Annotated in this window: 11 protein-coding genes; 4 read left to right on the plus strand and 7 right to left on the minus strand. The window is 68.4% G+C overall.

All coding sequences use genetic code 11. The annotated features are described in order from the left end of the window. Positions 1-18: 18 nt before the first annotated feature. From AC1DN2_RS17935 to AC1DN2_RS17960, 6 genes are all read right to left on the minus strand, one after another. Complete coding sequence (locus AC1DN2_RS17935; protein WP_476851404.1) at positions 19-1071, minus strand: alpha/beta hydrolase; 1053 nt, start codon at positions 1069-1071, stop codon at positions 19-21. A gap of 71 nt (positions 1072-1142) precedes the next feature. After that, positions 1143-2852 carry an ABC1 kinase family protein gene (locus AC1DN2_RS17940; protein ID WP_476851413.1) on the minus strand — a complete coding sequence of 570 codons (1710 nt, stop codon included), beginning with the start codon at positions 2850-2852 and terminating at the stop codon, positions 1143-1145. Between the two features lie 8 nt (positions 2853-2860). Then, on the minus strand, positions 2861-3403 hold the full coding sequence (locus tag AC1DN2_RS17945; RefSeq protein ID WP_476851414.1) for a PadR family transcriptional regulator: 543 nt from the start codon (positions 3401-3403) through the stop codon (positions 2861-2863). Positions 3404-4056: 653 nt separating this feature from the next. Beyond that, a complete protein-coding gene (locus AC1DN2_RS17950) occupies positions 4057-4827 on the minus strand; it encodes a hypothetical protein (protein ID WP_476851415.1) in 771 nt (256 codons plus the stop codon). A gap of 30 nt (positions 4828-4857) precedes the next feature. Next, on the minus strand, positions 4858-10461 hold the full coding sequence (locus AC1DN2_RS17955; protein WP_476851405.1) for a DUF6531 domain-containing protein: 5604 nt from the start codon (positions 10459-10461) through the stop codon (positions 4858-4860). Positions 10462-10587: 126 nt separating this feature from the next. Further along, positions 10588-10869 carry a hypothetical protein gene (locus AC1DN2_RS17960; protein ID WP_028275663.1) on the minus strand — a complete coding sequence of 94 codons (282 nt, stop codon included), beginning with the start codon at positions 10867-10869 and terminating at the stop codon, positions 10588-10590. Between the two features lie 231 nt (positions 10870-11100). Here AC1DN2_RS17960 and AC1DN2_RS17965 point away from each other — a divergent pair, with 231 nt between their 5' ends. The 4 genes from AC1DN2_RS17965 (at position 11101) to AC1DN2_RS17980 (ending at position 21731) form a co-directional block, all read left to right on the plus strand. Further along, complete coding sequence (locus AC1DN2_RS17965; protein WP_476851406.1) at positions 11101-13959, plus strand: hypothetical protein; 2859 nt, start codon at positions 11101-11103, stop codon at positions 13957-13959. After that, positions 13956-15302 carry a hypothetical protein gene (locus tag AC1DN2_RS17970; protein WP_476851407.1) on the plus strand — a complete coding sequence of 449 codons (1347 nt, stop codon included), beginning with the start codon at positions 13956-13958 and terminating at the stop codon, positions 15300-15302. The genes AC1DN2_RS17965 and AC1DN2_RS17970 overlap by 4 nt, the downstream gene beginning before the upstream one ends. Positions 15303-15364: 62 nt before the next feature. Further along, the gene (locus tag AC1DN2_RS17975; RefSeq protein ID WP_476851408.1) at positions 15365-19675 is read left to right on the plus strand and encodes an FtsK/SpoIIIE domain-containing protein; all 4311 of its coding nucleotides are present in this window, start codon (positions 15365-15367) and stop codon (positions 19673-19675) included. Positions 19676-19757: 82 nt separating this feature from the next. Beyond that, positions 19758-21731, plus strand: a complete 1974-nt coding sequence (locus AC1DN2_RS17980) for a serine/threonine-protein kinase (RefSeq protein WP_476851409.1) — start codon at positions 19758-19760, stop codon at positions 21729-21731. A 230-nt stretch (positions 21732-21961) separates the two neighbouring features. Here the strand turns inward: AC1DN2_RS17980 and AC1DN2_RS17985 are convergent. Beyond that, positions 21962-22987: DUF222 domain-containing protein (locus tag AC1DN2_RS17985; RefSeq protein WP_476851410.1), on the minus strand; the 1026-nt coding region annotated here is incomplete at its 5' end.

Below are 22987 nucleotides of genomic sequence, written 5' to 3' on the forward strand. Positions count from 1 at the left end.
CTGAGGAATGCTCGCTTCCTAGCCGGAAGCCTTGAGCCGGTCCATGAAGCGGAGCGACTCGGCAACTATCTGCTGCTGCGCCTCGTTGCGGCTGATGCCCGGCTCGCCGTCCCCGGGCTGCCCACCGTAGTCACCGAAGAACGCGTGCACGCCGCCCACAACCGTTGCGTAGGTGGTGGTTGGCGGGAGCAGGGACCTCGACGCCGCGATCTTGTCCGGCGTGCTCAGGCCATCGTTTGAGCCGGAGATGGAGAGCACCGAGAGGCCCTGCGCGTCCGCCATGTTCTCTGCGGGGTACGAAGCAAAGAGCAGCAGCCCGGAGACGTCGTGATTCGCCGCCGCGAAGGATGATGCGCTCACGCCGCCCAACGAATGACCACCGACGGCCCAGGAAGCGATTTCGGGATGCCGGTCCATGGCTGCACGGGCCTGGTTGGTGTCCAGCAGGGAGACGCCAAGGGGTGGTTTCAGGATGACGACTAGATGACCCGCGTCCGCGAGCGGCTGCAGCAGCTCCTGATAGGCGTGCGCGTCGACCCTGGCGCCGGGGTAGAAGACGATACCCGTGGTGGCTTTGCCCGCCGGGGCAAGGGTAATCGAAGTGGCGTCATCTGCAGCCTTTGACCCGGCTGGCGCGGTCGCGGTGGGTCCATTGGCCGGGACCGCCTTCTCCCGGTCGGGTTGGTGGGGGAACGGGCTAAGCCACATCAGCGCCGCCACGAAACCGAGGACCGTGAGCCTGCCTGCGATCCCGCGGACCAACTGCCAGGTGGAAATGTCACCGCTACGCTGCTGTTTGCCGCCGAACCACCAGCGTCTGACCAGAATCAGCGCCCAAAGAATCCCCAGTGCGACGGCGGCCACCAGGAGAGTTGGCAGGGCGGGGTGGCCGCCGAGGACGGCCGGGTTGCTGAGCAGCATCCAGAGCGGGACCACTATCAGGGCGGCCGCCGCGAGAGCGCCGCTCCCGTTCAGGATCGAGGACTTCCAGGAAGTGGGGTTGAGCCCTGTGGGGCCGGGGCCGGGGGTTTCGGTGGGGTTCGCAGGACGAAAAGGCTGGCCTTCCTTCACGGTTTGATGATATCCCCCGGCAGCGGAACCCAACGGGGTCCGGCGCGACAAAACCCCCGTCACCGGCTCGATCAGCGGCCGCTGCGCCCCACCCACAGCCCATGCAGCAGCGGAAGCACCGACGCGATCATCAGGACATTGCCGAGCACCATGTCATCCGCGCGGACCACGGAGCCGGAAACCAGCAGGGCGCCGAAGATCAGCGCCGATGCCGATCGCTGCGCCGTGCGGTCAAGCCGTCCCAGCTGCCGCTCAAGGCGCGGATTTGCTACCGACAGTGAACCGTCCTCGAGCCGGGTTAGCAGCCCATCCAGACGTTTCGGCAGACCCAGCGCCATCCCGGCGGCATCGAGCGCCTGCTGGGCAACGTCCTGCACGATGTTGCCGCGCTCGTCGCGCAGCAGCTGCGCCGCATAGGGTTCGACCGAGTCCCACAGATTGAACCGGGCGTCCAGCGAGCTGCACACACCCGACGTCAGTGACATCGCCCGGATAATGAGCAGGAAGTTCTCCGGCATCTGGAACGGCAACGAGCGGACCACGTCACCGAACTCCACCGCAAAATCACGGAACTCCCGGGGGTCAACCTCGCGAAGCTCGGCGAAGCCCATCCCGCCAAAGCGGGCAAAGAGGTGCGTCATCGCCCGCTCAAGCTCGACCGTGTCGGCTGAGGGCACCAACACCCCCACGTCGCTGATCGCGGTCATCAACCCTTTGCCGTCACGCGAAGCGGCGGCGATGAGCAGCTTCCGCAGACCGCTGCGTGTGCTCGCCGGAACCTCGCCCATCATGCCGAAGTCGATGAATGTCAGCTTCCATGGGCGCTCCGTGGATGGATCGGCAACCGGCGTGACAAAGATGTTCCCCGGGTGCGGATCGGCATGAAAAAAGCCGCTCGTAAAAATCTGGTCGAACATGACCGAGGCAAAAACAGGGGCGACCTGGGCCGGATCGATGCCCGCCGCCAGCAGTGCCTCCGAGTCCGTGATCTTGATCGCCGTGACGTCTTCGAGGGTGAGCACGCGGCGGGTGCTCCGTTCCCAGACGACGTCGGGCACCTCCACCCGGCCGTCGTCGGCGAAATCGGCGGCGAACCGCCCCGAATTCGCCGCCTCATTCAGGTAGTCGATCTCCTCAAGACTGGTCTGCGCAAACTCCTCGACCAGGGCGGGCATGTCGGCACGATCGGACACCAGGCGCACGTGGCTGAGCCAGCCGCCCACTTTGCGCAGTGCCGCCAGGTCGACGTCGACAATGGCCTTGATGCCCGGCCGCTGCACCTTCAGCACCACCCGGTCGAGCCCGGTGTCGGCGGCGTCGCCCGGGCCAAGTCTCGCCCGGTGCGCCTGCCCGAGGGACGCTGCTGCGATCGGTGTCTCCTCGACCGAGGCGAACAACTGCTCCAGCGGCGCGCCCAGCTCAGCTTCGGCGAGGGCGCGGATCGCGGGGAACGAAACCGGAGGCACCTCGTCCTGCAGCCCCTCGAGTTCCTTGGTGATCTCGGGCGGCAGCACGTCGAGCCTGGAGGACAGGAACTGTCCGACTTTGATCATGAGGCCGCCGAGGTCCACCGCCAGCGCATGGAAGCGTTGAGCGAAGCGCCGCATCCTCTTCGCCCTGGTGCGCTCGGCAATCCGCACCAGCCCGATGCGGGGGAGGAACAGCTCGAACCACCAGGTCACCGCGAGATGCCATGCGGCGAAGCGCAGGATTCGGCGGTAACGGGCCCGGTGGCCCCGGGTGCCGGGTCCCGGAGCTGCCCGGTCCCGGCGAACCGACATCACCCCGGTCAGCCCTGGGCGAGGATCGCGTACAGCCGGCGGCGCGCGTCATCGAGCACCGCCACGGCTTCCTGCACCTGCTCCGGCGTGCCGGTGCGTCCCACCTGGGAGGCGGCCTGCGCGAGCTCGACGCCCGCCTTGGGCAGCGCCGCGAATCCCGAGCCCGACGCCGGACCCGTCGACTCCCAGGGCGCTGACTTACCGGCACCCGCCATCTCCTCGCGGCCTGCGTCCGTCAGGGAATAGATCTTGCGTCCGTTGGATTCCTCAGCACGGATAAGGCCCTCGTCGGCCAGCAGCTGAAGGGTCGGATAGACGGAGCCAGCACTGGGCTTCCAAGTGCCGCCGCTGCGCTCCTCGATTTCACGAATAATCTGATAGCCGTGCATCGGCCGCTCGGCGAGCAGTGCCAGCACAGCCGAGCGCACCTCGCCACGCCCCGCCCGGGAACCCGAGCGCTTCTCGAACCTCGAACGCAACTCCTCTACGGCCTGCCACATGCCGTCGACATTGTTGCCGCGAAATCCGCCTGCCGGGTAAGAACTGCGCATCATGCTCTCCTCATGGACAACCGTGAACGATATACAACGATAGCCAACGATACACGCGCAGATTTGCGAAACCAAGAGCGCCGGCGATCCACATCTTGCATCGTGATCCGACAGCCGTCAGCGTTCTTTTTTGCGGTTTCCCGGGCCTGCTGAGCGGGCTCACGGCGCTTACTTGCATGCTGCCAGGCCAGTCCTGCCTGAGTGCCCAAAATAAATCCACCGAACCATACGCTTTTCCTACTTCAGGATTGGTCGCCACGGTCGATCTGGAGATTTCGCGACGTGCAAATCACTAGCGCCGTTGAGCGCGGCGGCCGGCCTTTTGTCCTCGGAGCATTGCTGAGTATTCCCCCAACGCCTAACCCGGCACGACGATGGCCGTTGAGTACTCAACCCAATCCTCCCTCCGGCCCTCCCGAAAAAGGCGATCGGCAATCCGCTGACACTCCTGCAAGTCGCTCCAGGGGCTCCACTGATTCAGCATTGTGGTCAAAGGCCCATGTGGTTCAGAACGACTCCAACTTATGTCTGTAACTCGGAATCGCTGATTACTAATCCAGTGGGATACTCGACCCATTTTTCCAACTCGCCGTCCCGGAACAAGCGGGCCGCGACGATCTCACATTCCTGCCAATCGCGACACCATTTAGTGGTTAGAAAGTGGTCAGGCGAGTGGCTTCTGCGTCGTTACCCGTCATCCATTCCGGGCCCAACGACGCTGATCCCGGGTTCCCGAGGAAATCTGTCAGTGCCGCCTCGACAGGTCCGAGGTCGTTAACGAACCGAGAAGGAATGAAGCCCGTCGCATCACCCATCGGCACATCCACCGATTCATCCTTCGCTTGTCCGGGCCGCAACAACACCGCCCAGGAACTCTCCTGGTTAGCATCAGCATTCCGGTGACAGACCATCCCCAGCCCAACACCACCGGCCACCTCAAAACGTGCCGACCCATGCTCAACAGCCAGCCGTCCACGCAACTTCCCGTCCAAGGAATGCAGCGCAGCACCAGCCGCCTCACGTGCCTCCGCGACGGTGCTAAGGCCCCGCCCATCAACAAGCCACTCCGCCTTATTTGTGGTTTCCCGGCTCGGCTTAGCGGGCTGACGGCTCCGCTTATTCGCATGCTGCCAGGCCAGTCCTGCCTGAGTGCCCGAAATAAACCCACCGAACCACGCGATTCCGGCTGGGCCCAACACCAAACAGAGAACGAGGGAAAGCACCAAAACCAACATGGCTAGCCATCGCCAGGGCGGCGAGAAACGCAGCAACCACACACCCACGGCCAGGCCGGCGAGTAGTGCCACGACCTCCTGTGACACGTGGTCCTGAGGTCCTGCCAGGATCACCGCGACCGTTGCGCTCAATAACACGCCACTAAGGATCAGAGCATTCCTTACCGGATGCTCAGCTTTTCTTCCCACAACAACCAACCCTTTCTAGGCCTGTTTTGCTCACCATCCGAGTGCGCTCTGGAGTTGGTCGCCACCGAAGCCGACAGTGCCACCTCCCAAGGCGCCTCCCCACAGTCCCACGGTATTCGTCTGGTTGTAGTTAAACATGCCGTTCACAGTCCGAGGCGCAAAGTACGGCATCTGCCTTAGCGTGCTAACGCCTGTCTGGTTGAACGCCGGTATGCGCCCCACAGGTATCGCGGCAGCACCCGCTCCAAACAGGCCTGTTGCCCCGGCCTTCGCGGGGTCAATGGGATCCCCGGCGACGACGTTCTCCAGCATCGAACCTGTTCCCGCACCAACGCCACTGATGGCCATCGTTCCGGCCTTGGCAACCACGCCGGTCGACGACAATGACATCCCTCTGGCGAGGCTGCCACCGGCCGGCCCCGCGAGGCCGCCTACGGCACCGGCGAAGCCACCACCAGCGATCTTGCCCGCAAAGTCCCAGCCGTTATTGATGCGCCCGCCTTTCTGATAAAGGTAGCTCGCGGCGCTTGCACCCGCACCGACGACCCCGTTGGCGCCAGCACTTACTCCGAGCGCTGCTGCAGCCTGTCCGGCCGGCGCACCCGCGAGGACGCCCCTAGTCCACATGGCCGCGCCGCCGCCTGCAGCACCGGTAGCCGCGCCTATCGCGGTGTTGCCGAGGACCGACCACCAGTCGACCGAACCCTTCTGCGATTTCTGGGAAAAGACCGAGAGGCCACCCGAGCTCAATGCCCCGGCGATAGCTCCTGCCGCGATGATGTTGAGCCCCGGCACGAACAATGCAGCAACGCCAGCGGCCACGGCGAGTCCCGCAACGACGTACTCCCAGTGGCTCCCGGCCGATTTGTCGTAGGCCTTCAGCTCGTCATCAGTGAGCGGACGCAGCCCGGTGGGGTCGGTGGTGTTGAGGGGGTTATTGCCGGCGTAGGCGTAGGGGTTGCCGTCCCAGCCCGCGCCGAGGACGGGGGAGAGAGGATCGGTGGAGAGGAAACCACGAGTAGCGGGGTCGTACGCACGTGCCCCGAGCCACTCCAGGCCAGCGATGTCCAGGCCGCCGTTGCCGGTCAGAGTGATCCCGGCGGGCAGCACACCGGCCAGCCCGGACACCGAACCCAAACCAGCGGCACCACCAACGGCAGTGCCACCCGGACCCGGGCCAGGGACTGCCGGCGCGCCGATGACGGCCCAGGGGTCGGACTGGTCGGTGGGGCGGGCGGCCCGCCAGCCCGGCGCGATCCAGGCGTCCTCGATACCGGTGACACCACCAGGCAACGAAAGGACCTGTTCACCGCCGAAGCCGGCCAGGGTGGGGATGGGGGTGGCGGTGTCCCACCACAGCTCCGACCCATCAACGGCAGCCAGCTCGCCGAGGGCGTCCACCCACAGCTCATGCCGGGAGGTTTCCATACCGTCGGGCGTGCGGTCGGCAACGCTCTTCAGCTGGCCGCTCTGACCCCACGAGTACTCGGTCCAGGACCCGTCCGGGTGGATGAGCCGGGTGCGGCGACCCAGGCCGTCATGAACATACTCAGTCCGTGAATCGTCAGCGTCCGTGACGGCGAGGAGCTGTCCAGCGGCGTCGTACTCATAGACCCGGGAGCCACCCGGCGTGGATTCCCGGATAAGGCGCCCGCCGGCGTCGTACATCCACTCGGAGACCGCAGAGGGAAGCCACGGCTCCCCGTTCCGGGTGGTGGCGGCCGAGACCATTTGGCCGGCCCCGTCATACCCGTACTGGGTCACGGTACCGGCGCGGGTCAGGGCCGTGATCCGGCCGTCCTCGTCCCGGCCGATCAGGGTGACATCGGTCGAGAGCGGGTCAGAACGGTCCGTGCGGCTGTGCTCGGACAGGCTCCCGTAGCGGTAGGCCCATTCCTGGACTAGGTTCCCGGCAGTGGCTGCGGTGATACGCCCCGACGCATCGTGGGAGAACACGGCCTCCCCGAGCCGGGGGTTGCTGACAGCGGTCACCCGGCCTGCGGCATCCCGGACATAAGTGGTGGTGGTTCCGTGCGCGTCGGTGAAACCGGTGCGGTTCCCGTCGGCGTCGTACTTCCACGACATTCCCCGGCCGCCGCGGGTGCGGGACGCCAGCCGCCCGCAGCGGTCATACGCGAGCTCGTGCTCGACGGCCAGCCCGTCAGCGCCCGTGTAATCGGTAATGATTACGCGGCGGCGGATCAGGTCGCGTTCGACGCCGGCAATGAGCTTCCCGTCGAACGAGGTGGAGGATTCCCGGCCGGCCCGGTCATACGTCCAGGTTGTGGTGTGTCCGTCCGGGTCGGTCTGGGACAGTTGCCGCCCGGCGGGATCGTAGGTGGCGGTGCTCATCCGCCCGAGCGGATCGGTGACGGAATCAACCTGGTCCGTGGCCGTGTAGGTGCGGGTGGTCACCCCGCCCAGGGGATCGGTGATCCGGACCAGGCGCCCGCGGACGTCGTACTCGAACAGGGTCCGGCCGCCCACGCCGTTGACGGTCTCGGTCAGTTCCCCGGCGGTGTTGTATTTGAACCGGCGCGTGCCGTACCAGGAGTCCTGGCTGAACGTCAGCCGCCCGGCCTTGTCGTAGCCGTACCGGGAAACGCCCTGGCCGGGGGTGCGGCGCAGCACAAGCCGTCCGCACGGGTCGTACTCGAAGGTCTCGACCTCGCCCGTGGGCAGCGTCCGGGAAATGACGCGCTGATCGGCGTCGTAGGCCAGTTCCGTGACCGCGCCGAGCGGGTCCGTGGTTTTCCAAGGCCGCCCGCACACGTCGTACTCGTACCGGGTAACGGCACCGCTGGGGGAGGTGATCGACGTGATCTTCCCGGCCACGTCCCGGCCCAGGACCGTCAGGCCGCCGTCGCCGTCGACGAGCTCCACCGGGTTGCCCGCCGCGTCATAGGAGGTGAGCTCCGCGGAGCCGTCCACCCCCTGGACCTGCCTGGGGCGCCCGTACTCGTCAAAGCTGTACGTCGAGGATGAGAACGCGTCCGTCAGCGTCGCCGTCCCGGCCTTGCGGTCCGCGGTCGCGTCTGTGCGGACCCCGGTGGGGTCGACGACGGCGGTCAGGGCGCCGATCTTGTCGTACTCCCGTACCCAGTCATGGCCGGCGGGGTCCGTGATCCCGACCAGCCGGGAAAGCGTGTCATGGACAAAGCCCCAGCGGGCACCGTCGGGCAGCACCGCGGCGGTGACGTTGCCGAGCTCATCGAAGACCCGCTCAATGGCCCGGCCCAAAGGATCGATTGTCCGGACCAGTTCACCGTTGACGGCGTATTCGAGTTCGGTCCGCCCGCCGTCCGGGGCGACGAACGCCGTCGTCCGCCCCGCCGAATCGTGTTCGAAGGCCCAGACGGCGCCGTCCGGATCCTCGCGCCGCACCAGCAGGCCCGCGGCGTCGTAGCTGAAACGGGTCTCAGCGCCCGACGGGCTGATGGCCGTGACCGGGCGGCCCGCATGGTCACGGACGATCCTTGCGATGTCTCCTACAGCGTTCCGGGTCGCGACCAGGTCCCCGAACCCGTCGTACTCAAAGCCGACCGTCACTCCGGCCGGATCCACTACTTGGGCCAGTTGCCCGTTCCGCCACTGAAGCTCGGTGCGCCCGCCCAGCGGGTCCAGGATCACCGAGGGATCCCGCGACACCTCATCGGCATACTCATACGAGACGACCGACCCGGACTCCGTCACCAGCGTGGTGATGCGGTCTTGCTCATCCCAGCCGTAGGTGAGGTCCGCGCCTTCCGGGGTCACGGTCCGGGTCTTCCGGCCCCGCCCGTCGTAGGCGTGCACCGTGACCGTCCCGTCGCGCTCCGTGAACGACACCAGATTTCCGTGGCCGTCATACGCCATGGACTGACGCTGGTCATGGGAATCAAGCACCCCGACCAGGCGGCCCTTCGCATCGGCGATCCACGAGTTTGAGCGGGTACCGTCCTCATCCGAAACCACCGTGACCCGGCCAGGCAGATACGCGAACCTGGTCCGGCGCCCATGCTGGGAGGTCTGCAGGACAACCCTGCCGTGTACGTCGTAGGTGTTCTCTGCCTCGAGAACGCCCGCAGCCGAGACCACGGCCTCGATCAGGCCCTTCTCATTCCACCGGTAGGTGCGCGTCCCCAGCCCGGTCTCCACACGCGTCAGCCTGCCAGCGGCGTCGTACGCGTACTCCACCCGGCGCCCGTCCGAGGCCCTCACCACGGCAACAAGCCCGTCCACGTACTCGACGTCGAGGAAACGGCCCCGCACATGCGCCAGCCGGGTCACCAGTCCGGCACTGCCGGCGTCAGCTGGCCCTTCCCGGAGAACGGACGCCGTCCGGCCAGGCCCGGACCCGGCACCGAGCCACACTCCGGCCAGGCTGTAAGCCCACCACGCGCCCTGGTTGTCCCGGACCACCAGGAGCTCGACCGTACCGTCAGGCAGGGAGCCCAGCTCCGCCAGGTCAGCTGTTGTTGCGGGCTCCCGGGTGAGCCAGTAATTCTCTCCCACGCCCCTGCCCCAGCCGGTGCCCTCCCGGGGGAAGTCCACGGCCCGGCCGTCGGCCATCACCCACCGGCAGCCCTCATCCGAGACCGCGAGGTACTGATCCAGAACCGAGGCCCACCCAGGACCAAACACCCCGGGCATCTCCAAACCTGACGCCAGCGAGTTGTACATCCGAGACAGCACCACGTTTGAGGCAACCCCGGCGAACCCCAGATCCGTTTCCGGCTCGATGAAGTTTCCCGTTGAGGTGTTCACGGGATCATTGGCGTACCCGCTGGTCGGCATCGCACCGGCCGCCGTGGGCGGATCAATCGCCAACGAGGACCGGGTCGCACTCACTCCCGCCGCAGCGAGCGCCTCGTTCACCGCCGCGTCTGAAACACTCGACACGGCCCCCTCGCCGCCGGCGGCGGCAAATGCATCCGCAACCGTCACCGCCCATTTCGCGTCGTTCTCGTTCGCCTGCAAGTACCGCCGGTATGCGGTGATCACTCCGGACGCGTCTATTGAACCCCAGTAGCAAGCAGACGCGAACGAGGACATTTGCCCGTGCAGCGAGCCCGGCTCGGCCGCCAAACCGTCGTCCAGGCCCCGCGACCCTGCCGCGAAGGACCGCAGATCAGCCGGCCGCGCCGAGGACGTCCCGCCTCCATACCCGCCACCGGGCGCCGGGGTTTCCCGTGAGCCCAGGGCCGCCGAGGCCGGAGCAAACGACGGGGCCGGACCCGGATCCGCGTTCGGCCGCTCCGACTCACCAAAAAACCAGTCCCTGGCCTGTTCGAAGCCGTTCCGGTCGTTGTGCTCCCGGACCCACTCGTTGTTCCGCCGGCGCCGATCATCCTCATCACGCCCGGCCTCGATCATCTGCCCCACATAGCCGGCGACCGCCCGCAATGCTGAGGCCAGGGCCGCCGCGTCCCCCGCAGCCGTTACTGCGTTCGCCGCGAACAGGTCCGAGAAATGGCCCTTGAAGTCCGTCTTCGCCGTGGAAACATACGAAGCCCGCGACCCCGCCTGCCCCTCAACCCGCGACGCCGCCGATTCAAATACCGACTGCACCGCCTCGGCCACGGCATAACTGAACCGCCCACCATGAGAAGCATCCGACGCCGGCAACAGCGGCACCTCAACGAAATCGGTCACAACCAAAGCCCCCCACAGAACAAGAACTGGAACAGAAAGACAAACCACCAAACGTGCATCGGCCAGGTAACCGCCCACTCACCAGAGCGGCGCGACTACCTGGCCCTCACGCAATCACATACAGGCTCAGGCGCCGCCGCCAGCAGAGAAGATGTCCTGCGAAATCTTCTGCAGCTGCCCCCGCAACTGCTCGAGTTCCTCCTTGGCCTTGTCCAAAGCAGCCTTCGTCTCCGGCCACGTAGAACCTCGGAACTGCGCAGCCAGGGGACCATCCCAAATATTCGGATCTGACAAAACTCGTCCCTGCGCATCCAGCGCCGAGATCTGATCCGTGAAACCACCGTTAATGATCGACTGCACCTGCCCAATCGCAGCCTTCGCTTGCTCAGTAGACAACACACGCGACATAGAAATTCCTCCCAAGAGACAAGCGCTTCTCCGCCGGACACGTAACCGCCGACGACCAGACGGTGCCGACGCTACCAACACACGTCAATAAATCCAACAAAAAGAAAAACTAGGACGGCGGGACATGACCGCCCAAGTCATGCGCATGACACAGGCAAACCGCGATTAGTCCATTCGTGAGTGAAACCCCGTATCATGCTGAAGGCACCATGAACGGAAGAGGGGACGATCATGTCCAGACGGACTACCACGCACCAGCACATCCCGGGGCGCCGCATCGCGCCCGGCCGGGCGCTGGGCGCCTTCCTTGCCGGCCTGGGGCTGATCGCGACGACGTCGTGCGGCCCGGCCCCCGAGCCGGAGTCGGTGTCCAATCCGGTCAAGCTCCTGCAGAGCGTGCGCGTGGGCATGTCCCCGGCCGCCGGGGTCGAGACGATCGAAGGCACCACCATCTCTGTGTCCGCGGCCGGCGACTCTTCCGCAGCGGACACGAAGTACGACGCCGCCCAGGCGGTGGGCGAACTGCCGGTGCGAGTGAGCCTGCAGTACCGGGCCGGCGACAAGTCCGGCTCCGACCTCACCGAGCTTCAAGGCCACACCGGGCCGGTCGAGATCGACCTGACACTGGAGAACCTCACGGTCAAGCCGCGGGTCATCGAGTACGATGCCGCGGGCCAAACCCGCTCCGATACCGCCCTCGTCGGCGCCCCGCTGACTATCGCCGCCTCAACGAAACTCGCCGGTGTACGGGCCGACGACGTCACCGCCGGCTCTGCGGACGGCGGAACGGGCACCAACGGCGTCTTGAGCAGCACCGAGGACGGTGCCACCGTGGTGCAGTGGGCCACCGTGCTGGCCCCACCCCGTTCAGGTGCGAGCACCACGCTGCGCCTCGTTGCTGAGGTCAAGGACTTTCAGGTCCCTGCTTTCGACGTGGCGGTCCAGCCGGGCCTTAACACCGACCTCAGCGCGGACGGCGTGCTCGCCGGCGCGTTCTCCTCCGGTGCGGGCTCCGAGATGGGGCTGCAACGCCGCACCATCTCGCTGGTCTCGGACGTCAACACCGTGTTGACCAAGGCCGGATCCACCATCACCGAGGTCCGGCAGAACCTGCAGGAGACCTCTCAGACCCTGGGTGCGAAGACCGCGGGCGAGCTGCGCGATAACTCCACGGCCCTGGCCGCAACCATGGTGGACCTGAAGGAGCAACTGAAGACTCTCGGCGCGGACCTGGAGGCCGCGACGAAGTCAACGCAGTCCACCACCGCGTCCCAGCTGAAGCTGACCGTCGCCGCCGTGGACGCGATGCTGGGCGACACCTCGGCCGTGCCCGCGACGGCTCCCATCAACGGTGACGGCTGCACCGCGGAGGTGCCCAAATCGGGGAAGGCGGCCACGGTCTATTCCAGCATCCAGACCATGGCCTCGCAGCTCGACGCCTACGCGAAGGTGAGTGCGGGCTGCCGGGATATCGTGGCGGGCGCCATCAAGGCCACCATGGGCCCCGAGGACCCCACCGCGGAGGAATGCGCGGAGCAGGGCTCGATGACATGCTCCCTTTACGGCTCTGCCGTGACCGTCACCGGCGCGTTGCTGGGCCTGGTGAAGAAGGGCGACGAGCTCGTGGCGGACCTGCAGCCGCAGATGGTCGAGGGCGCGATCAAGGATCAGGAGGCTGCCGCCGTCACGCTGGAGAAGGTGCGCACTGATTTCGCTGCGGTCCTCGACGGCGCGGAGACCACGGAAGACTACAAGACTGCCCTCGCAAACGTGGAGGAAGCGATCAAGTCCGCCCGGGCCTCCGTCGCCGCGACCCGGGACGCGGCCGCTGCGGTCCGCGGCAGCATCGACGGCCTGCGGCAGAAGCTGGGCGACATCAAGAAGACTGCGCAGGACGCCCGGGGCGAGTTGGGTGACCGCTCGCTGCTGAACGGCTCGATGACGCAGCAAACGCAGCGGCTCGCCGACGAGTTGTGCAAGATGGCCGACGGGGCCTTGCCCCGCGAGGGCCGACTGTCCGCCGAGCAAGCGGAGCGGCTGCGTTCCTACCTGACGTCCGCACCGTGCGAGCCCACGGATGAAAGCGGAAACCCCGCGCAGGAACTGCGCCCGCCGCTGGGGTTCAAGGACCCTCTGGACGATCGGATCCAGGCCCAGACGGCCGCCTGGGACGCGGTCCTGGCGGCCACCGACACCACCGCCCCGGACGAGGAGATCGGCCAGGCGTTCACCACTTTGGGGACGACGATCGACGACATCGACGCCAAGCTGGACGCCATCAAAGAAGCCACGAAGGCGCTCGACGGCGCCGCCACGGGCGACGTCAACAGCAACAAGCGCGAACTCGTTGCCCTGGACGCCGCGCTTGGTAAGGCGATCGACTCCTCCGGCCGGGTCGGCTCGACGCTCGCGAAGCTCAAGGAGCAGCAGGACGGGCTCGGCGACAAGATCAAGAAGTCCCTCCGCGAGGTTTCGGCGGAGACCGCCGCCGAGGTCTACAAGACCGTGGACGAGCAAGTGCGCCGGGTCGCCGAGATCGGCGACGCGGGCTCCGACGCCGTGATCACGGCCTTCAACCGCTCTATCTCCGGTTTGAAGTCCACCTCGGACGAGGTGGTGAACGACGCCGAGGGCACGGTGAATAAGCAGCGGGACGAACTGCGCGGGCAGAGCGACGCGCTGGCCGCATCCCTGGACAAGAGCACGCAGTCCTCGCTCGCGAACATCGCCTCCAGCACGTCCGGCTCAACCCGTGACGTCGAGGGCGCCAGCGCCCTCCTGTCCTCAAGCCTCACCAAGGTGATGCTCGACCTGGGCGACCGTTCGGTGAACGGATCCGGCCTGCTCGGCTCCATGGCCACAAGCGCCGCCAAAGCCGACACCGCTGACTATCAGCTGGCACTGGCATCGCAGAACGCTGAGGGCTATGCCAATATCCGCTCCAGGGACGTGGCGGGGCTGCTCCTGCGCCAGGCGCAGTTCAAGGCTTCACTCACCGCGGTCGACGAACTGCCACCGTTCCACCTCGAGGTGCCGGCCGGCGCCACGTCGCAGACCCTGTACACACTGAAGATCGGCGGCACCGCATGAGCTCCCGCACCGGGCTCACGACCCTGATCGTCGCGGGCATCACTGTCGTCCTCGCGGCTGCGATCGCCCTGACGACCGTGGCGCTGAGCCGTCCCAAGGAGGCTTCACGGCCCGATCCGGTAGCCGCGACGGTTCCCGTTGCGCTCCAGGCCGAGGGCCTGCCGAAGGACTTCTCCATCGGCGTCGTCCTCACCCTGGGCCAGTCCGGCGAGCCCGGCTCCGAGTACAACCGGGCGGCACAGGGCGCGATCGTCGCCGCACAGCGCTTTGCCAAGGGCGGCGCCACCGTCGCCCTCGCAGCCCAGAACGACCGCGGCACGGAGGATGGCGCCCGCGCCGCCGTCCACGCGCTCGCCGCGCAGGGAGCATCGGGTGTCGTCGTGGCGACCACGGGTGCGCCGGCCCGGGCCGCGGCAAAGACCGCCGAGGAGCTCGGCCTCCCGGCGATCCTGCCCTACGCCGAACCATCGGACCCCGCGCAGACCACCTGGACCACGAGGCCGTCGGGCGCATCCGTCGCGGCCGCCCTTCGCACCGCGCTGAACGGCAAAAACAGGGTGCTGCTCGTCGGGGACGGCGGCGAGGTCCCTGCCTCCGTCGGGATCTCACAGACGCTGAACCTCGATGGCTTCGACGCGGTGACGGACCTGGCCCAGGAGGCCGCCATCCGAACAGGGGACCAGCTGCGCCCTCCTGCCGAGGACGCCCCAGCGGGCGCCGGGTCCACGAGGGTCGCCGAGCCCGCGGACGCCGTGGTTGTCTCGGCCGCCACCCCGCAGCGGCTGGCCCGGCTGGTCCAGGCCCTGCAGGCCCGCGACGTGTCCGTCCCCGTGGTCATTCCGGACGGCGCCACTGCCCCGGCCTTCGCCTCCACGCTGTCCGAGCTCGACGGCGCCGCCTCCGGGCAGCTGGTCAGCGTTGCCCCGGCCGGCGGCGATGCCACGGCGCTCCAGCAGGACGCCCAGGGGCGCGGGATGTCCGCATTCCTGTCCGCCGTGCGCCTGGCCTCCGGTGACCCGAAGGTCAAGAACCTGACGGGCGATGCCGCGTTCTCCGCCGACGCATGGGCGGCGGACTCTCGTAGCCACGACGCTGTCGTCGCCCTCGTACGGGCGGCCGCGTCGGCTGGAAGCGGCGAGCCGTCCAAGGTCGGCGCGGCGTTGCGCACCATGTCCTTCGGTCCTGGTGACGGCCTCGCCGGGCCGGCGCTGGATTTCTCGCGCTCCGCGGCGCTGACCGCGGAGGCAATCCCGGTCTACGCTTCCCCTCAGGACCTGGGCCTGCGCCCGCCGGATGAGGCCGCTCCGCGGCTCGTCTGGGTGCCGGCGCCGGCAAACCCCTGACCACCTGCCCCCGGCTCGCCCCTGAGCGGGCGGGAACCATCCACCACTGAAGGAGCGCCCCGGTGCGTGTGCTGATCGACCTGGACGAGCGTCGCTTTGAGTGCGACGTGGCTCACGCCGCGCCCGCCACGACGCTGACAGACCTCGTAGAGGCCGCCGGTGGCCCGCGCCTGGCACCCGATGAGGCGGTGTTCGTGAACGAGGCCGAGGTGCGTGGTAGCACCCCCGTCTCAGAGCTGATCTTCCTTGAGGGCAGCCGCATCTCGCGGGCGCCGTGGCAGATTCCGCAGCGCGTGCGCGGCTGGAGCGTGACGCTCGCCGGCGGCCAGAGCACCGGCGGAGTGATTGACGTTCCGCACGGGCGAGAGATGCTCATCGGCCGGTCCCCTCACGCCGATCTGAGCCTTCCTACCGAAAGCGCGTCATGGGACCACTGCCGCCTGCGCCGGGAGGAGGACGGGCTGCGGGTGTTCGATGGCGGGTCCACGAACGGCACCCTCGTCAATGGCGAGCCGGTGGGGGAGGACGGGATCCTGGTGACCGAAACCGCCACGATCACGGCGGGCGGCGCGGTGCTCCTCCTGCGCCGGTCCCTGGACGAGACGCCCGCCCCGGCGCCTGGCAGCCTGCACAACCTCACGCCGGCGGCGACAGCGCCCTTCAACCGGCCTCCCCGCCCCGGGCAGGCCCCGGCGGGCGAACCCCTGGTCCCGCCGGGCCGCAAGGACGTGCCGCCGGCCAGCAAATTCAGCTACATCACGGTGCTCGCGCCCCTCGTGATGGCGGCGGCGATGGTGTTGATCCTGCGGGACTTGCGCTTCGCGATGTTCGCCATGCTCAGCCCGGTCATGGCCGTCGGCATGTGGTTCGAACAAAAGCGCCGTCACGCCCGGGGCCTCAAAGAAGAGGACGAGCGCTTCGCCGGGGCGCTCCAGGGATTCGAGCGGCAGATCCGCGAAGCCGCAGCGACGGAGACCGCACGACGCCATCGGATGATCCCCGATCCCGCGACCGTAGTCCGGCGCCCCGCACTCCCCGCCACGTCTTTGTGGCAGCGCCGCGCCGACGCGGACGACTTCCTGGCCCTGCACGCCGGCACAGGTGACGTCCCCTGGAAGCCCGAGGTGGACCGCACCGCTGGGTCACGGCTGGATGAGAAGGTGAAGGACTCCCTCGCGGCCGCGCGACTTCAGGCCGCGCCCGTGCTCGTGGACCTGACCGACGCCGGTGTGGTGGGTATCGTCGGGCCGCGGGAGGGGACTCTGGCGCTCGCGCGATCCCTCCTGGCCCAGGCCGCGGTGCACGTCGGCCCAGCCGACCTGACCATCGGCGTCTTCTGCGACGCCGGACGCGCTGACGAGTGGGAGTGGGCTTCATGGCTGCCGCACACGCGCCAGGCCGGCAGCAGCACGGGCGAGCGGTGGATGTCAGCGGACCGCGAGGCGAGCCTGGCCATGCTGCGCACGCTCAAGGACGCAGTGCAGGAGCTGCCCACACCAGCGATGCTGGTGGTCCTGGACTCCGAGGTCCTCACGGAGGGCAGGGACGCACCGGCACGCGCGCTGCTCGGCACGGGCCGCTCCGTGCCCGGGGCCCATGGGAGCCCGCAGCAGCGCCCGTCCCGGGTGGCGGGCATCGTCATCGCGACTTCGGAGGAACAGTTGCCGGCCTCCTGCACCACGATCATCAGGGTCGGTTCGGACGCAGCGGCCACTGTGGACCAGCCGGAGGACCTGACCCGCGTGGAGGACGTCATCCTGGCGGGCCTGGACCAGGAGGAGGCCCTGCGCTGCGCAATGCGCGTGGCGCACTTCGACGATCCGGAGCTGAGCGTGCCCGGGGCCTCGCTGCCCCCGCTTGTGCGGCTGCCCGGGCTCCTCGGCTACGACCGCCCGGACTCGACCACGATCCGTCGCATGTGGCAGGCTCCCACCGGAGTCTCCACGCCGATCGGCACAGGGGAGAACGGCACCCTGACCCTGGACCTGGTCAAGGACGGCCCGCACGGCCTGGTGGGCGGCACCACCGGCTCCGGCAAGTCCGAGTTCCTCCGCTCGCTTGTGGCCGGCCTCGCGGCACGCAACGATCCGACGCGCCTGAACTTTATCCTCGTCGACTTCAAAGGCGGGGCCGCCTTCAAGGCATGCGAACGCCTTCCGCACACCATCGGCACGATCTCCAATCTGGACGAGCAGCTCGCCGACCGGGCCCTCCGCGCCCTGGAAGCGGAGATGGAACGCCGCCAGCGGGTCTTCGCAGAGGCCGGCGAGGGCATCGACAACCTGAACGCCTACCTGGCGACGAACCCGGCCGAGCCCATGCCCCGGCTGCTGCTCGTGATCGACGAGTTCGCCATGCTGGCCAAGGACTTCCCGGACGTGCTCAAAGCGCTCGTCAGCGTGGGTGCAGTGGGCCGCACCCTGGGTGTGCACATGATCCTGGCGACGCAGCGCCCGGCGGGCGTCGTCAGCGACGACATCCTCGCGAACACCAACCTTCGGGTGGCCCTGCGGGTGCAGAGCCGCGACGACTCCAACAACGTCATCGGTGTGCCCGCCGCCTCGGCGATCGGCCGGGCCCAGATGGGCCGGGCATTCGTGAAACTGGGCCAGGACGACATCACCCCCGTGCAGACGGCCCTCGTGACCGGACGGGCGCAGCTCGGCGCCGGGGCCGCCGTGGACGTGCGCGAGATACGCCAGTTCGGCGTCCCCGTGCCCGCGGCGGCGCCGCCACGGTCTGCGGGCGTGGACGAGAACGACCTCGAACTGCTCATCGACGCGGTTGTCGAAGCCAACGCCGAGGCAGGGTACGCCCAGCCGCGGCAGGTCTGGCCGGAGGCCCTGGGAGAGCGTGTGGAGCTGGAGGGATTCCTCCCGGACGGCGGCCGTCGCGCCGCGCCGTCCGACACTCCCACCGATCCCGCACCCCCGCTGCCGATGGTGGGCGCCGTCCGAGGCTCCACGGTCCAGGTGGCCGTCGTGGACGAGCCGGAGCTGCAGCGCCAGTCCGCGGCGGGATGGGACATGTCCGTGGGGAACCTGATGCTCATGGGCGTGGCCGGCTCCGGCACGAGCACCACACTGGCCTCGATCGCGCTGACACTGGCGAAGGACGCCGATCCGGCCGAACTAGACCTGATGATCCTCGACATGGGCTCCCGTGAACTCGAACCCCTGGAACACCTGCCGCACACCGTGGCGTATGTGGGAACCGGGGCCGGTGCCAAGGAGCAGCAGGCCCGTTTCCTGCGGCACCTGCACACGGAGCTCGAGAGCCGCCGCGCCGAGCCTGGCAGGCACCGCCGCACCGTGGTGCTGCTGGACGGCCTGGCCTCGCTGCGGGACGAGTTCCAGGATTTCGAAGGGCAGCAGCTGCTGGCGCTGCTGTACCGGGCGTACGCGGACGGCCCGGCGCTGGGACTGTCCTTCGCGGTCTCCACCACACGCGCCAAGGCGGTGCCCTCGGCCATGAACGAGGTGACGCTGCAGAAGTGGCTCTTCCGGCTGGCGGACGACTACGACTACTCCTCGCTCGGCGTCCGGGGCAAGGAAATCCCCGCGGCGCTTCCTGGGCGCTGCGTGGATCCCCGCACCTCGCTCCAGATGCATGTGGCCACGCCCGGTATCGGGGTCGAGGCTGCGGTGGATCGCGTGCGGCAAAGCTGGGCACACGCACCCGCGAAGACCCCGGCGATCCGGCGCCTGCCCTCCAACGTCACCATGCTGGAGCTAGGGGTGGAACCCCGGCTGGAGGCCGAACCCTGGCTCATCCCGGTAGGAATAAAGGAGGCTGACCTCTCGCCGGCGTTCCTGGAAATCTACGAGGGCGAGCACGCGCTTGTCGCCGGGCCCGCCCGGTCGGGAAAGTCCACGCTGCTGCTGGCCCTGGCCGCAGCCCTGCGTGGCGCGGGCACCTCACGCGGGCCGGCTCAGGTGTGGGGCATCTGCGATCGCCGCTCGCCCCTGGCCCTCGCCGATCTGGATCGCGTGGCCGTCGGCACGGATGAAGTGCCGGCCCTGCTGGCCTCCCTGCGCCTCGAGCGCGGCCCAGTGTTCCTGCTCATCGACGACGCAGAGCGCTTCGAGGACACCGATCAATCCATCGCGGGGACTGTGACATCCGGGCAGCCGGGGCTGTGCGTCATCGCGGCCGGACGGGCCACGGATCTCCGCGGGCTGTACAGTCACTGGACCAAGACGCTCCGCAAATCCCGCCTGGGCGTGCTGCTGCAACCGGATGTAGATTACGACGGCGAACTGCTGGGCACCGCACTCCCGCGCAGGGCGCCCGTGGCGCTGAGTGCGGGGCGTGGATATATCGGCGTCGGCGGGCAATTGGCACTGATCCAGTCGATGAGCGCCGAGGGCTGAGCCCGGCTACGAGCGCATACGACGAACGAGTGGACGGCCGGGGGCCTTGAAGAATCAGATCGATAGCGTTGGGGAGTACGGTATGAAATTCGCACAGACGGGTCAGGCTCTGGGAGCGTCCTACCGCTTCGGCGAACGGGTGGGCTCCGGCGCCGTCGGCGAGGTCTGGACCGTCACCTCTGCCGACGGCCGGACGCTTGCCGCCAAAGTCCTGCGCCCGGAGCACGCCGACGATCCCTCGCTCGTAGAGCGGTTCGTCCGCGAGCGATCCGTCCTGCTTGGCCTGCAGGACTCGCACATCGTCACGGTGCGTGACATGGTGGTGGAAGGCGCGCGGTTGGCCATCGTCATGGACTACGTCGCGGGAGGCTCGTTGCGCGACGCGCTCAAGGAGACGGGCCCGCTGCGTCCCGTGGACGCGTTCAACGTCGCCGCCGAAGTGTTCGACGCACTGGCTTTCGCGCACTCACGAGGCGTGACCCATCGCGACATTAAGCCGGACAACGTGCTCCTCGCCCGCCCCTGGCCCGAGTGCGCCGCGGGCGACGTACGGGTCTCCGACTTCGGCATCTCCGACGTCGTGGGCGAGAAGATCCGCCAGACGACCGGTCTCATCGGCACCCCGCACTACATGCCTCCCGAGCTCATCAGCCAGGGCCGGTCCGGCCCTCCGGGCGATGTGTACTCAACGGGTGTCCTGCTCTACGAGCTCCTCGCCGGGCGCACTCCTTTCGCCGGGCCGGGGACGGACTTCAGTGTCGCGTACCGCCATGTTTCCTCGCGCCCGCCACGGATCCCCGTGGACGACGCGGTATGGAACATACTCGACTCGCTGCTGTCCAAAGACCCCGCCCAACGCCCGACGGCGAGTGAGGCCGCGGCGACGCTCCGGCGTCTCGCACCCCGCCTTGCCGGCAGCAGCCCGATCACGCGTACCGAGGCCCCGGAGGACTTCGACGCCGTCGAACGCTCGGCCACCGTCGTCCGGGGCGCCTTCACGGACGAGGACCTCGCGGCCCTCGCGTCAGGCTCGCCAGATGACCACGCCGGGAAGGCTCCCGAGCTCGGGGAGGCCGACAGCGCCACCATCGCCCGGCCAATCCCGCGTCGCGAAGTGCGGCCCCGGGCGGAGGCCCGGCTCGAGGAACAGGTCGCCACCCCGTTCTGGCGCACTCGCAAAGCGTTACTGCTCGCGGGCGCCGCCACCCTGCTCGTCGTCGCGATGGTCGTGGGGTTCGTTGTCCTCGCCCCTCCAGGTCAGCAAATGCGGCCCACCGCGGAAGGCCAGGTGTCCAAGCAACTTCAGGACGCGGCGCTGCCAACCGGCCTGACAATCTCGCGGGAGGCCTCCTATGAGGCGTCCTCCGGTCAGGTCCGCTTGACTGTCGCGTACGCGGCGCAGAAGGCGCCGTTGTCCGGTGATTTCCTTGAGGTGATCCCGGGCCTGGCCGATGGGGAAGCGTGCCCGACGGTCACGTGGGACGGGGCTTCGGTGAGCAGGAATCAGGCCTCGATCACCGGCCTTGACGTCGAGTGCGGCTGGAAGGTCTCGGGGTTGGAGGTCCCGGCCGGAGGGGCAGCCCAGGTCACCGCCAAGGTTTCAGTGTCGCCCGCGGACCAGCAGGCCCTCGACGCATGGCTGCGGGCTGGGTCCGAGGCGACGACGGCCGCGACGCAGGACCCTGCCGTCAAGGGCACGGCCTATACCGTCCAGCGGCTGAAGGGCGTGGAGGTGCGTACTCCGGCGCGCGTCGTGACGCCCAGCCCGCTAAAGATCACCCTCGTGCCAGTCTGGGCCGGCGGCGCCGACGAGCTGAACCCGCTCTACGTCAGTCCCGCGTCGGGCAAGCCCTCGCAGATGCTCGCCGCCGTGAGCGGCGGCGAGAAAGGAGTACGGTTCTCCGACGGCTGTGGCGGGGCGCTCGCGGTGGACAGCGCGGGGCTTACCGTGACGGCCCTGCAGATCACGCCCCAGTGCACCGTGCGTGCCAGCGTCGGGAACTTCACCGAGCTGCAGTCTCCGAGCTTTGGTATCACGTCCCGGGAAAACTCGTAAGACGGAGGGCTCCGGGGGCTCCCAGGACTGAGGACTCGGGGTTGCCCCCCGCGCGGCCATGACCTTGGCCTGGACGTGCGAGCCGCTCAGCCCGCTGCGACTGTCCGGGCCGCTGCCCGGGGCGGCCAGCCCGCTGACGTCCGACCCGCTGCCCGGGGCGGCCAGCCGGCTGCCGTCCGAACTGCACGGCTCGCCTCCGTCCGAGATTCTGTCACGCGGCGGCCACGGGGTCACTCCAGGCGGAAGTATCTGTTCCGTCGGGGTGTCTGGGCTGGGTCGAGGTGGGGTGGCGGGATGAACCAGGGTATGCCGGTGCGCATCTGGATGCTCCAGTGTTCCTTGTGGATCACGTGGTGGTGATGGGAGCAGAGCAGGGTTCCGTTGCCGGTTCCGGTGGTTCCGCCGCGGGACCAGTAGGTGATGTGGTGGGCCTCGCACCAGGAGGCCGGGATCGTGCATTGCGGGAAGGCGCAGCCCCGGTCCCGGGCCGTGATGGCCTTGCGGATGTGGGGCGGGAGGATGCGGGAGGCGCGGCCGATGTCCAGGACCTGGCCCTCGCCGCCGAGGACGACGGGGATGATGTCGGCGTCGCAGGCGATTTTGCGGATGGTGCCGGCGGTGACGGGGCCGGTGAACAGCAGCGTCCCGGTGCCGTGCTGTGCGGTGTTGGCAGGGGCGCTTGCTTCGGCGGGAGTCGTCCCGAGCCGGGTGAGCAGGTCCCGGTAATCGATGGTGGCCATGACCTGGGGCCGGAGCCCGCCCGCGGCGGGTAGCCCTCCGGTGGCGAGGGCTGCTTTGCACGCGCCGACCAGGCCGTCGAGCAGCTTCTGCGGCCGGGAGCGGAGGTCCAGGGACGGCAGCGCGGGGTCCTCTCGCGAGGCGTCCTCTTCGGCCGTGGCGGAATCGTCAGCCGCGCAGGGCGCATCCGCCGGGCCGGTATTGGCCCGGACGGCCCCGGGAGCGCCAACGCCGGCAGCACTCGTGCCGCCGGCGGATTCAATGACGTCAGGGCTGTACCCGGCGGCTTCCCCCTCTGCCGCCGCCCCACCCTCGCCCGCCCCGCCCTCGCCCGGTCGGGCCTGCGCCGTGTTGCCGGTGGCGGTGCCTTGGCCGGTGTCGGGGCCGGTGCGGGGGTTGGTGGCGGTGTTCATCACGGTGATCAGGTGTTCGAACTGGTCCGTGGTGGCGAAGATTTCCAGGTGCTGCAGGCCGTGCCGGGGTTTGCGGAGGAAGGCGCCCTGGAGCTGGCGGAGCAG

Source organism: Arthrobacter sp. 01L42, assembly GCF_056400005.1.

Bases quoted from the DNA above. Each gene is read 5' to 3' on its own strand.
- AC1DN2_RS17965 (WP_476851406.1), top strand. From the start codon at position 11,101: ATGTCCAGACGGACTACCACGCACCAGCACATCCCGGGGCGCCGCATC.
- AC1DN2_RS17960 (WP_028275663.1), bottom strand. From the start codon at position 10,869: ATGTCGCGTGTGTTGTCTACTGAGCAAGCGAAGGCTGCGATTGGGCAG.
- AC1DN2_RS17970 (WP_476851407.1), top strand. From the start codon at position 13,956: ATGAGCTCCCGCACCGGGCTCACGACCCTGATCGTCGCGGGCATCACT.
- AC1DN2_RS17940 (WP_476851413.1), bottom strand. From the start codon at position 2,852: ATGTCGGTTCGCCGGGACCGGGCAGCTCCGGGACCCGGCACCCGGGGC.
- AC1DN2_RS17980 (WP_476851409.1), top strand. From the start codon at position 19,758: ATGAAATTCGCACAGACGGGTCAGGCTCTGGGAGCGTCCTACCGCTTC.
- AC1DN2_RS17945 (WP_476851414.1), bottom strand. From the start codon at position 3,403: ATGCGCAGTTCTTACCCGGCAGGCGGATTTCGCGGCAACAATGTCGAC.